Annotated in this window: 9 protein-coding genes; 5 read left to right on the top strand and 4 right to left on the bottom strand. The window is 52.9% G+C overall.

The features are described from left to right. Positions 1-25 precede the first annotated feature (25 nt). The 4 genes from E8E00_RS01575 (at position 26) to E8E00_RS01560 (ending at position 4,148) form a co-directional block, all read left to right on the top strand. The gene (locus E8E00_RS01575; RefSeq protein WP_069590816.1) at positions 26-706 is read left to right on the top strand and encodes a TIGR00153 family protein; all 681 of its coding nucleotides are present in this window, start codon (positions 26-28) and stop codon (positions 704-706) included. A 28-nt stretch (positions 707-734) separates the two neighbouring features. After that, the gene (locus E8E00_RS01570; RefSeq protein ID WP_077641175.1) at positions 735-1,991 is read left to right on the top strand and encodes an inorganic phosphate transporter; all 1,257 of its coding nucleotides are present in this window, start codon (positions 735-737) and stop codon (positions 1,989-1,991) included. 128 nt (positions 1,992-2,119) lie between these two features. Further along, on the top strand, positions 2,120-2,731 hold the full coding sequence (locus E8E00_RS01565; RefSeq protein WP_096631521.1) for a TIGR04211 family SH3 domain-containing protein: 612 nt from the start codon (positions 2,120-2,122) through the stop codon (positions 2,729-2,731). 127 nt (positions 2,732-2,858) lie between these two features. Continuing rightward, the gene (locus E8E00_RS01560) at positions 2,859-4,148 is read left to right on the top strand and encodes a multifunctional CCA addition/repair protein (protein ID WP_371414229.1); all 1,290 of its coding nucleotides are present in this window, start codon (positions 2,859-2,861) and stop codon (positions 4,146-4,148) included. Here E8E00_RS01560 and E8E00_RS01555 read toward each other — a convergent pair. The 4 genes from E8E00_RS01555 to E8E00_RS01540 form a co-directional block, all read right to left on the bottom strand. Continuing rightward, positions 4,145-7,210 (bottom strand): error-prone DNA polymerase, encoded by a 3,066-nt coding sequence (locus E8E00_RS01555; RefSeq protein WP_096629965.1) that lies wholly within the window; start codon positions 7,208-7,210, stop codon positions 4,145-4,147. The two genes, E8E00_RS01560 and E8E00_RS01555, sit on opposite strands and share 4 nt — an antisense overlap. Before the next feature lie 11 nt (positions 7,211-7,221). Next, entirely contained in the window at positions 7,222-8,625 is a 1,404-nt protein-coding gene (locus tag E8E00_RS01550; RefSeq protein ID WP_096629968.1) for a DNA polymerase Y family protein, read from the bottom strand. Then, complete coding sequence (gene imuA, locus E8E00_RS01545; protein ID WP_096629972.1) at positions 8,625-9,317, bottom strand: translesion DNA synthesis-associated protein ImuA; 693 nt, start codon at positions 9,315-9,317, stop codon at positions 8,625-8,627. Before imuA ends, E8E00_RS01550 begins: the two co-directional genes overlap by 1 nt. A 94-nt stretch (positions 9,318-9,411) precedes the next feature. Further along, the gene (locus E8E00_RS01540) at positions 9,412-10,827 is read right to left on the bottom strand and encodes a diguanylate cyclase (protein ID WP_168174054.1); all 1,416 of its coding nucleotides are present in this window, start codon (positions 10,825-10,827) and stop codon (positions 9,412-9,414) included. A 600-nt stretch (positions 10,828-11,427) separates the two neighbouring features. Here E8E00_RS01540 and pykF point away from each other — a divergent pair. Next, positions 11,428-12,840, top strand: a complete 1,413-nt coding sequence (pykF, locus tag E8E00_RS01535; protein ID WP_069591007.1) for a pyruvate kinase PykF — start codon at positions 11,428-11,430, stop codon at positions 12,838-12,840. Positions 12,841-12,919: the final 79 nt, after the last annotated feature.

Raw genomic sequence — 12,919 nt, 5'->3', positions numbered from 1 at the left:
CGAGGCAACCAGGTAGATTACGGCTATGCCAGTAAATACAATTGTCGGGCTGTTTGCAAAAAGCCCAATTAAACCCTTACAACGCCATGTTAATCGTGTGAACGATTGCTGTGCGTTACTCATTCCTTTTTTTAACGCCTGTGAGCGTCAAGATTGGGAACAGGCTAACCAACTGCGTCAGCAAATTTCTGATATTGAGAAAGACGCAGATACACTGAAACGCAATATACGACTCAAACTTCCCCGCGGTCTCTTTATGCCTGTTGATCGGACAGACATGCTGGAGCTGCTCACCCAACAGGATAAGTTGGCAAACTTGGCAAAGGATATCGCTGGCCGCGTGATTGGCCGTCAGCTCCGTATGCCCCCCTCGATGAATGATGCCTTTATCGCCTACGTCCAGCGTTGTTTGGATGCAGCCGATCAAGCACGCCGTGTGATCAATGAACTGGAAGAGTTACTAGAAACTGGGTTCAAAGGCCGCGAAGTGACCTTGGTGGCAGAAATGATTCATCAGTTGGATGTGATTGAAGACGATACCGACTCCATGCAAATCCAACTTCGCCAAGCATTGATGGCTGTCGAACACGAATATAACCCGGTCGACGTCATGTTCTTGTACAAAATCCTTGAGTGGGTCGGTGAAATCGCCGATCAAGCGCAGCGTGTTGGCGCGCGCTTAGAGGTGATGCTTTCCCGTTCCTAACCGAGTGATGTAATAACAAGGTACTACAATGGAAATCCTGATGAATCACGGGACCATTTTAATTATGGTCGCCGCGGCTTTTGGTTTTTTAATGGCAATTGGTATCGGCGCCAACGACGTCGCCAATGCAATGGGCACGTCGGTCGGCTCTAAAGCGCTGACCGTGAAACAAGCCATTATTGTTGCCATGATTTTTGAATTTGCTGGCGCTTATCTTGCTGGCGGCGAGGTAACAGACACCATCCGAAAGGGGGTAATTGACACCGCACTCTACGCGGATCAACCGCTTGAGTTGGTGTTTGGTATGATGTCAGCCCTGCTGGCTGCTGGCACTTGGTTGCTCCTTGCCTCATACATGGGCTGGCCGGTCTCGACGACCCACTCTATTATTGGTGCCATTATTGGCTTTGCCTGCCTGTCCGTCGGTTCTGAGGCAGTGGATTGGCACACCGTACAAAGCATTGTGGGCAGTTGGATTATCACACCGCTTATCTCGGGCATCTTTGCCTACCTCATCTTCCTCAGTGCACAACGCCTTATCTTCGATACCGATCATCCGGTGCTAAACGCCAAACGCTTTGTTCCCATTTATATGTTTATCACTGCGTTTATCATCGCGATGGTAACCATTAAAAAAGGCCTCAAACACGTTGGTCTTCACCTCTCCACCTTTGAAGCTGTCAGTGCGTCTATCGTGCTTTCTGCACTGATCATGTTCTATGGGGTGTACTATATTTCCCGTAAATATCGCGGCGACGAGAATCAAGGCTTTCAAGGCGTTGAGCGTATTTTCAGTTTGTTGATGGTCGTCACCGCTTGTGCAATGGCATTCGCTCATGGTTCCAATGATGTGGCTAACGCAATTGGTCCTCTATCAGCGATTGTGGCCACGGTACAAAACCTTGGTGAAGTCGCGGAAAAAGCACACATTGCTTGGTGGATTCTGCCTATGGGCGGCATCGGGATCGTAGTCGGTTTGGCTACGCTCGGACACCGCGTGATGGCCACCGTGGGTTCAGGCATTACTGAGCTCACCCCAAGCCGTGGTTTTGCCGCACAACTAGCGACCGCAAGTACCGTGGTGCTGGCCTCAGGGACAGGGCTGCCTATCTCGACCACCCAAACCTTGGTGGGGGCGGTGCTCGGCGTCGGCTTTGCCCGTGGTATTGCCGCGCTCAATTTAGGCGTAGTGCGCAACATTGTCGCTTCTTGGCTTATCACGCTACCGGCTGGCGCTTTGCTAGCTGTGATCTTTTACCATGTGATGACCGCTGCATTTGCGTAAACTGAGCGAGTGATGTCAAATCACGGTCAAAAAAAGGGGAGCATGGCTCCCCTTTCCTTTTGGCCTATGGCACTATGCGCAACAAAGGCGATGTGTCCCATACTGAAAAAACGCAAAGGACCCCAGACGTGAAACACCTGTATTCCGCTCTTATGTTGCTGATTGTACTTGTGGCCCCCCGTGCAATGGCAGAAAACTATATTTCCGACGAATTGTTTACCTACATGCATTCTGGTCCAGGTACACAATATCGCATTATTGGTAGCGTCGATGCGGGCGATAAAATTACCGTATTAAGCCGCGACCGCGATGCAGGTTATACCCAAGTGGTTGATAGCCGTGGCCGTAAAGGCTGGGTAAAAAGTGATTACGTCACCACGCAACCGGGCTTAAAGGAGCGACTGCCTGCACTAGAAGCGGAGCTGAAAAGGGTTAAATCCGCGCTAGCCAGCGCTCAAGATGATGCCAAAGCACAGCAAAAAGGCTTGGTTGAATCGCTAGCAAAACGCAACGAACAAATTTCGAAGCTGGAAGCACACAGCAGTGAGCTCAACAAGAAGTTGATTGAGGCACAAAGTGAAATTCGTGCACTGCGCGCCAAGATTGATACCCAAAAAGACGACCTGCTGATGCGCTGGTTTACCTACGGCGGCATGGTGGCCGGCGGCGGCTTACTGTTTGGCCTTGTGCTGCCACACCTTATCCCACGCAAAAAACGTCGCCGTGACGGCTGGGCATAATGACTGAAAAAGGCTGCCTCGGCGGCCTTTTTTATTGCACCCGCCACGCCAGTTTTCAGGCACAAAATATCCGTGCTGCATTTCAATATGTATACTTGGGAAAGAAATCGGAGTCAGCATGGTCGCCATGCCGGGCTCCAAGGTTAATCCAAACAAGGAGTCTCGTGTGAAACATTATCTTGTCGGCGGAGCAGTACGTGATGCGCTATTAGGCTTGCCGGTCACAGATAAAGATTGGGTGGTCGTGGGCGCGACCGTCGAGCAAATGCAAGCGGCCGGTTACCAGCAAGTCGGCCAAGACTTCCCCGTGTTTTTACACCCGACCACACACGAAGAATATGCCCTCGCCCGTACCGAGCGTAAATCAGGCCAAGGCTACACCGGGTTTATTTGCGACTTCTCACCAGATATCTCACTGGAAGCGGACCTTCAGCGCCGCGATCTCACCATTAACGCCATTGCCCAAGACGAAGATGGCAGCTTGATTGACCCGTATGGCGGTCAGCAAGATTTACACAACCGGATTTTGCGCCATGTCTCGCCTGCCTTTAGCGAAGACCCATTGCGGGTTCTCAGAGTGGCGCGGTTTGCGGCTCGTTTTGCGCCGCTCGGCTTTACTCTTGCCGACGACACCTTAGCGCTGATGAAAACGATGGTCGCCAAGGGCGAACTCGCCCACCTCACCCCTGAGCGGGTTTGGCGCGAGTGGGAAAAAGCACTTGGCAGTGATTGTCCCGATGTGTTTCTTGCTGTGCTGCGCGATTGCGGTGCCCTAGCGGTAGTACTTCCTGAAATCGACGCCCTGTACGGCGTGCCGAATCCAGCCAACTGGCACCCTGAAATCGACACCGGCATCCACACGGAAATGGTCAGCCGTTATGCTGCCTCATTGACCGACGACAAAGCCATCCGCTTTGCCGCACAAGTCCATGATCTCGGTAAGGCCCTCACCCCTGCCTCCATCTTGCCCGGCCATCGCGGCCACGGCGATCGCGGGCTGCCCGTGATTAAAGATCTGTGCGAGCGACTACGTATCCCCAACGCCTATCGGGATTTGGCCCTAGTGGTCAGTGCTCACCACTCCAAAATTCATAAGTGCGATCAACTCAGCCCTGAGCATTGGGTAGCGCTGTTTAATCAGATCGATGCGTGGCGCAAGCCCGAGCGGGTCGAGCAACTGGCCTTGGCGTGTTTGGCCGATGTCCGTGGCCGCAAGGGACGTGAGAACTATCACTACCCACAAGCCGACGCCTTACGCGAGCGCTTTGCTTGCGCGCAACAGGTAGAGGTTAAGCCAATTGTCGACGCAGGTTTTAAAGGGGCGGCGATTCGTGATGAGCTACATCGCCAGCGTATTCAAGCGGTAGCCGCGTGTCCGGCGCCCACCTGTCCCGACGCGGTTAGCGCGTCGCGTTAACGGAATTCACGCGCGGCCACCGACAAGGTGGTGAGCGTCGGGGTAAGGTCAATCAACTTACCGGCAATCACGTGCACCACCTCGCCCTGTCGCTCGACAATGCCATGCACTTTCAACACCTTGGCTTGCATAAAAGCACGGGATTGCGCCCGTGCCGTCCCCGCCCAAACCACCACATTGATATTGCCCGTATCGTCTTCCAAGGTGACAAAGGTTACGCCACTGGCCGTACCGGGGGATTGCTTGCCCGTCACCACCCCCGCTACCGCGACCCAGCTTTGCGATGCACACTGTGATAACTCAACACCACGGGTAAAACGCCCCAGCGTGCCGGCTTGCGCCATCAAACGAATGGGATGATCGGTGAGCGACAGCCCCAAGGCCGCGTAATCTTCAATCACGTTCTGCCACTGGGAAGGCGAATGAGGCAACGCCACCTCATCGTCACTGGCGGCGAGTAACGGCAACTGCCGCTGCTGATCCATCAGCGCCCAGCGCGCCTGAAAGCGGTTACCAGCCAGCGCTGCCAATGCGCCACTACTGGCTAGGGCTTGATAGGCATCGCGGTCAAGATGAATCCCTTGCAGTGCCGACAAAGACGTAAATCCCGTCTCTGGACGATGGGCCAGCAATCGGTCTATTGCCGCCATGCTTAATCCTTTGACTAACCGCAACCCCAGCCGCACGCCCCACTGTTCGCCAACCTTTTCTAAGCAATGATCCGCTCCCGAGTGTTGCACACAAACCGGCAACACAGGCACCTGATGGCGCGTGGCGTCTTGCATCAATTGTGACGGTGAGTAAAACCCCATCGGCTGGCTATTAAGCAAGCCGGTGTAAAACGCGGCGGGATAATAATGCTTTAGCCACGCTGAGACATAGGCCAAAACCGCAAACGAAGCCGAGTGGCTCTCTGGAAAGCCATAATCACCAAACCCACAGATTTGCCGGTAAAGCTGCTCGGCAAAGTCGGCGCGATAGCCTCGCGCAGTCATCCCTGCGATCAATTTGTCGCGAAATGGCGCCAGTCCGCCCTTTTTCTTCCAGGCCGCCATCGCGCGGCGCAGCTGATCCGCTTCTCCACCGGAAAAGCCGGCCGCCACCATCGCCAGTTTGATAACCTGCTCTTGAAAAATGGGCACTCCGAGCGTACGCGCCAGCACCTGCTCAACCGCTTTGGACGGGTAGCTCACCGCTTCTTCCCCGTCGCGGCGCTTTAGATACGGATGCACCATGTCACCTTGAACCGGACCGGGGCGGACAATGGCAATTTGGATTACCAAATCATAATAACAAGCCGGTTTGAGCCGCGGCAGCATACTCATTTGTGCTCGCGACTCAATTTGAAACACTCCGACGGTATCGGCGTGCTGAATGCGTGCAAACACCGCCGGATCGTCGCCTTGTTGGGTGATCGACGCCAAACTCAAGCGAGGGCCACCGGTTTGGGCAATCAAATCAAAGGTACGTCGAATCGCGGTGAGCATACCCAGCGCCAGTACGTCGACTTTCATCAGATGCAGTGTTTCCAGATCGTCTTTATCCCACTGGATCACCGTCCGCTCTGCCATCGCCGCATTTTCCACCGGCACCAACTCATACAAAGGCCCATCTGCAATCACAAAGCCACCCACATGCTGAGAAAGGTGGCGCGGAAAGCCGATCAATGTCTGGGTCAGCGACAGCCATTGTTGGCTTTTCGCACTTTTAGGATCGAGGCCCAACTGCTGAAGTTGCTGCGTCCAAGGCTGGGTTTTATCGCGCCGATTGAGGTTTTGAATAAAAAAATCAATCTGGCTAGCGGGGATCGCCAACGCTTTGCCCACATCGCGCAATGCACTTTTAAGCCGATAACGGATCACGGTTGCCGCTAGGGCGGTCCGCTCACGGCCATATTTTTGATACAAATACTGGATCACTTCTTCACGGCGCTGGTGCTCAAAGTCCACATCAATATCCGGCGGCTCGTCGCGCTCTTTGCTAATAAAGCGCTCAAACAGCACATCGACTTTGCACGGATCCACCGCGGTGATCCCTAAGCAATAACACACCACCGAGTTCGCCGCCGAGCCGCGCCCTTGGTATAAGATCCCACGCGACTGGGCAAAGCGTACTAGATCGTAAATGGTCAAAAAGTAATACGGGTAATCCAGCGCCTCGATAAGCGCGAGCTCTTTTTCAATGGTGGCTCCCACGTCACTGGGCACCCCCTTGGGGAAACGCTGCTGTGCGCCTTGCTTGACCGCCTCACGCAGATACGCCATCGCAGACTCGCCAGTCGGCACCACTTCTTTGGGGTAGCTGTATTTAAGGCTAGCCAAGGAAAACTTACACTGGGCGGCAATCTTGGCACTTTCCGCCAGCCACTCAGGGGGAAATAAAGCGTGTAATTTAGGCAACGGGCGTAAGGCGCGCTCTGCATTGGGCAATAATGTCCGCCCCAACGTCGCCACCGGTTGACGATGTCGAATCGCCGTTAAGGTATGATGTAACGCCAGCCGCTCAGGGTGATGCATCAGCACATCACCACATGCTGTCACACGAAGCGCATACTGGCTTGCCAGCATGCGACAGTGCGCCAAATACGGATGGTCGTTATCCGCTAGATCGCGCCGCACGGCCAGATACAAGCGCTCAGCATGATAACGCAGCAGCCACGTCGCCCAATGATGATCGCTCTCCGCGCCACTGGGTAGCCATAGCACTATGCCATGACGCACCGACATCAGATCCCACTCGCTCAGCTGGTAGTCACCTTTGTGACTGCGTCGCCGCGCATTGGTGATAATCCGACACAGCTCTTGGTAAGCCGCTTGAGTGGGACACAGTAGAACAACATCTAACGCCTGCAGACGAAAGCGACTGCCAATGATCAGCGAAAGCTGCGGATAATCACGCTGAGCTTTATACGCACGCACCACGCCTGCGACCGAGCATTCATCGGTGATCGCGATCGCTTGATAGCCCAATGTTGCCGCTTGCGCCACCAGCTCTTCCGGGTGTGAGGCTCCCTCAAGAAAGGAAAAGTTGCTGCAACATACCAGCTCGGCATACGTACTCATCGCTTCACCGTCTAACTAAACCAACCGTGTAAAAACCAAGTTTGCTCTGGCGTGCGAAACACCCACAGCCATTGTTGCTGGGCATTTTGGGCAATAAAGTAATCGCGCTGGATAGGCGCACCTTCCCACCAGCCCGTGACAATTCGCTCCGGCCCTTCACGTAAGGTGACCTTACCCACCAGTGGTGTGGGTTGCGGCAGCAATAAACTTGGGCGTGGACGCGTGGGTGCCGAAGCCGGCGGTGTCGCACTATGATGATAGGGGACATGTTGGCTGGCCGTCTCGGGACGGTGATGATCCACATACGCTAACCGCATAACCGCCTCCTCCCCGAGTCGGGCAGCCAGTGTCGCGACCAACTCATCACGATTTTGCTCACCTTGCTGGGCGCTAAAAAGATCGGTTTGTCCGGGCTGGTGACAATCGATTTGCGAAGCCGTCACACTGACCGCAGTCACCGGCTGACTCACTTGCCATGACGCCAGCCGTAAACGCACCAACGCCATCCAGCGCTCGACGTCTTTCTCGCCATGCGCGGCCATTACCGGCAGGGTTTCTTCACATCCATCACGCAAGCTAAAACCCAACGTCAGCGCAGGCGTACAGGCACTACGCTGCACAAGAAAACGGCACAGTGCCGAGACGAGATTCTCGATAATGGGCAATAAGTGGGCTTGCTCACTAAGCTCAAACAACAAGACCCGCTGCTGAAAAAATTGCAGCGGTGGCTGAAAATAACGCAGTGGCGTCGGCTGGGCGCCACGCACCTCAGCAAGGTAATCCACCACAGTGCGCGGAAACCGTCGCGTCAGCGACGCGGTGGGCAAGGCGATAAGCTCACCTAACTGAGAGAGGCCCAGACGCGTAAACTGAGTTTTCACCGTCTCCGGTAAAGGGGCTGCGGCCAACGGCAATTGCTGCAACGCTGCCTGCAAATGCTCGGGGTCGGTACTGATCTTGCCCGCGTGGCCATACGCCATAAGCTCGGCGGCACGCGGCGTTTGGCCCACCCCTGCCTGATAACGGATACCACTTTCCACCAGCGTTTGAGTCACTGCCTGCCATAGCGGAGTAAACCCTTGATATAACGCCAACATCGGTGAAACGTGTAGCCATAAACCTTTAGGGGGATTAAGGCTGATTTCCGCGACCAGCGGATAAAGCTGTGTGGCGAGCTGCTCAAGCGCGGACTGCTCTTTCACCGCGCAATAAGGATAGACCGCAAGCTGATGACAAATAAGCGCGGCAGCCCCTAATCCCATGCCGGTACTCAGACCGTGCGTGCTAGCCGCCACAGAGAGCTGCACTAAACGGCCTTCTTGCTCGCTAACCAGCCCCACCGCTTGTACCGATGACGGCGCATAAAGGCTATCTAACAACAAGCTTGGGCAATGCAGATACAGCCACAATGACATCACGCTTGCTCCCGCTGTTGCCGTGAAGGAAAAGCAAGCAAATTCTCTGCATTGCTCGGCCAGGTCACTAACGCGGGCCATTGCGTGCGCCAATCGAGGGTAAACGGGGCCGGTGGCCATTGGCCGCGACAATAGCGCACCGTGACCGTCACGCCACATGCAGAAGGGGCCAGCGCCACGCTTAAATCGACCGGCAAGGTCAATGAATACGTCTGCTGGCGGCGCAACAGCACCACCGCACATTGGCCATGTTCGGCCGCCAATTTTAAGCGTTTTACTTGTCCCACCGTGAGCGAAGATGGCCATAACACTACCGCCTGACACGCGCCACTGCGCGCCGCTTGCTCGGCTGCCCACAGCGCATCCTGATCACTTTTGGGAGACACCAACAAGGTGTTGTCGGTTAAATAGCCTTGCTGGTGTAGCATCGCTGCGTTGAGTCCAATCGGTGGCCGGATCCACGCCACCTGCTGACCGCTGGCGTGATACAACGCCGGTAACACCAGCCGCAACTCACCGACACCATAGTCACTGATGATATCTGTCACACCTGGAGACGGGAGCCCGCCTAGACGCTGATCAAAGGCGCTGTAACCGGTCGCTTTTTTATCGGGTAATTCCGCCATTAACGGCCGCTGACTAGCGCGCCATAGGCCGTGTTGCTGGGCTAATTGGTCGAGTGTTTTCATCATCAAAATACCTGTATATATGCACAGTATATTTAATGATAAAAACGCTGCAAGAAAAGAAGATGAAAAGCGTGTTTTTACCTAACAGAAAACGGTATCAGGCTTCTGCGATAGGTGTGGTCACTGATTGAGAGGAGGCCAGCATCACTTGATTACGGCCACGGTCTTTCGCACGGTACATAAGAAGGTCAGCGGCATGGGTCAAGGTATCTAAATCCAGCGAAGCAATGTCGTCAGTAACATCACTGGATACAATTGCGCCAATGCTGACAGTGACACGAATCTCGGCGCCATCGAACTCAAACACACTGTCTGCCACATCGCAGCGGATATGGTTGGCTATGTCGATCATTTCATCTAATGACGTGGCCGGACACAGCACGCAGAATTCTTCGCCCCCTAAACGCGCCACGGCGCCATGCTTCACGACCCGCTTTAAATAACTGGCAAGGTGCACTAACACTTTATCACCCTGCATATGACCGTATTTGTCATTCACCTGTTTAAAGTGATCGAGGTCGATGAGGATCAGCCCCATTTCTTGCTGACGCTGAAGTTTGGGTTTAAGGCGAGAAAAATAGCCCTCTAGGCCACGTCGATTCAGCAATTGAGTCAGTGGGTCAGTATTGGCAAATTCACGCAAGCGGGCATTGGCTTGGCGCAAGGCAACGGTGCGCTTATACACCATGCGCTTGAGGAAAAAAATGTACGCGACGGCGCTCAATGCCACCATGATCACTATGGTCGGAATTAGCCAATCGGGATACGCCTCAACCCGCTCGGTATTAATCCATTTTTGCTTAATCCGTAGTAGTTCCTCAGACGGAATATGACTGATCCCAACACGTATTTCATCGAGCAATGCTTGGTTGCCTTTCGGCACTGCTGCATAAATTGGACGGGTATAAAGAACCTGCTCCGCGACAAATGCTAGCGGTTTCCCTTGAGTCAGAAAGTAAAAGTTGGCGACCTGACTATCTGCCACAAGGGCTTGGATCTCACCCTCTAGCGCGGCCGCAAATAAATCCTCGTTATTAACAAAGCTACGTTGCTCCACATGCGGATAGTGCTTGGCTAAGAACGAGGATTCATAACTTTCTGCTACCACACCAACGACTTGACCTGCCGCTAAAGGCTTAGTATCCGCACTGCCCGGCTGGTTTTGCACATACAAAGAGCCATTGATATTAAAAATTGGCGTCGCAAAATCTAAAAAGCGCTCACGTTCAGGCGAACGTAATAAACCGGCATGCACACGGTTACCACCTTCTCGCATATAAGAGAGGGTTTCAGGCCAATCTAACAGAACAAATTGAATGGATTCATGATTGTATTTGGCATAAGCCTGCCAGAAATCGATCAACAGCCCTTTGGGCTGGCCTGAGTCGGATAAATAGCTATAAGGCTTCCACACTGAGGAATGGGTGGCGACTAAAATGTCTTTCTTTTCTGACAGATAGGCGTCATCGGCCCACACCTGCGTACTCGCATAAGTGCAGACTATAAGCAGCATCCCTGTCAAAAACCGTAAAGTACGCGCAAACATTGTTAGACAGCCCATCGAAAGTGCTCTGATAGTAGATAAATTCTAGGTGAACGCAAAAGACTTAATAAAAAAGCATGATCCAGTTCAAATTGGAAGACAGATCACACTCATTAATGACAAAAGAATCACTAACAGCTCACAAAACAACCACCATGTCGCCTGGGGTGATAATCAACAGAAAACGTAATCATCAAAATAAAAGCGTGCTGAAACCGATTACTGTCACCGGCTTGTAATGATCTGGACGGTGAGCTGTGGTAAATTTACGCGCCCAAAGGATGGGAGGTGAATGGTAAATCGATGGCACTGGGTGAAATCGTATTACACCAACAACGCCTTTATTGCCCGTGATCAACACAGATCAACGCAGACAATCTATACTCACGATCGATAAAACAGTGACGTCACCTCAGCGTGAAGGCTGCGGTAACGTCATTGAGAAATGCGAGAATTTTGCTGACTGCACCACGATAACGACCTATTTATGTTGTTTAATTACATTTAAATCAGTCTTTTGCAGTTAGGCTCCAAGTTTATGTTTCAATTTTTGACCGGAGAAATGCGTCGATGAAAAAGACCAAAATCGTTTGTACGATTGGACCTAAAACTGAATCGGAAGAGATGCTGACTAAGCTTGTTGATGCAGGCATGAACGTGATGCGTCTTAACTTCTCACACGGTGACTATGCCGAACACGGTGCGCGTATCACAAATTTGCGCAACGTCATGAAGACAACCGGTAAGCAAGTTGCGATTCTGCTCGATACCAAAGGCCCTGAGATCCGCACCATCAAACTCGAAGGTGGTAACGACGTCGCATTAGAAGCTGGTCAAACGTTCACTTTCACCACAGACACCTCTGTCGTGGGTAACAAAGATCGCGTTGCCGTCACTTACGCCGGCCTACCTCGTGACCTAAAAGCGGGCAATACTGTACTCGTTGATGACGGTCTGCTTGAGATGGAAGTACTAGAAACGACTGAAAAAGAAGTCGTTTGTAAAGTACTGAACAACGGTGAGTTGGGCGAAAACAAAGGCGTTAACCTGCCAGGTGTTTCGGTGAGCCTGCCTGCACTGGCTGAAAAAGATAAATCGGATCTAAAATTTGGTTGCGAGCAAGGCGTTGACTTTGTTGCGGCCTCATTTATTCGTAAGAAAGAAGACGTGGAAGAAATCCGCGAGCTGCTGGCTCAAAACGGCGGCAGCGACATCAAGATCATCTCTAAAATTGAAAACCAAGAAGGTGTCGACAATTTTGACGCTATCTTGGAAGCGTCTGACGGTATCATGGTTGCCCGTGGTGACTTGGGCGTAGAAATCCCAGTGGAAGAAGTGATCTTCGCGCAGAAGATGATGATCGAGAAGTGTAACCGTGCTCGCAAGATGGTTATCACCGCAACACAAATGCTGGACTCAATGATCAAAAACCCACGTCCAACCCGTGCTGAAGCCGGTGATGTGGCGAATGCGATCATGGATGGCACCGATGCCGTCATGCTGTCTGGCGAGTCAGCAAAAGGTAAATACCCGGTTGAAGCTGTGAGCATCATGGCGCAAATCTGTGAGCGTACTGACCGTCAAATGTCACCTGCTCTGGGTTCTCGTCTCGATAGCGATCGCCTGCGTATCACCGAAGCGGTCTGTAAAGGCGCGGTTGATACCTCTCAGAAGTTGGGTGCACCTTTGATTGTTGTTGCCACAGAAGCGGGCAAATCAGCACGCTCAGTACGTAAGTACTTCCCGACGGCAAACATCATCGCGGTCACCACCAACCCGAAAACAGCCGCTCACCTGTGTCTAACCAAAGGTGTGACGCCTGTGATGATCGAAAGCATCGACAGCACCGATGAGTTCTACCGTCGCGGCAAAACCATCGCACTTGAGTCTGGTTTGGCGCATAAAGGCGACATCGTGGTCATGGTTTCAGGCGCGCTTGTGCCTTCTGGTACCACCAATACCGCCTCTGTGCACGTGCTGTAATTAAGCACCGATAGCAATGCCTACGCCTCGACTAATGTCGGGGCGTTTTTTTATCCATGACACGGTGGCATGATAAAGA

The organism is Salinivibrio sp. YCSC6, assembly GCF_004916735.1.
GTDB lineage: Bacteria > Pseudomonadota > Gammaproteobacteria > Enterobacterales > Vibrionaceae > Salinivibrio > Salinivibrio proteolyticus.
The sequence above is the reverse complement of the archived record's forward strand: the minus strand, read 5'-3'. Positions and strand labels throughout refer to the sequence as shown.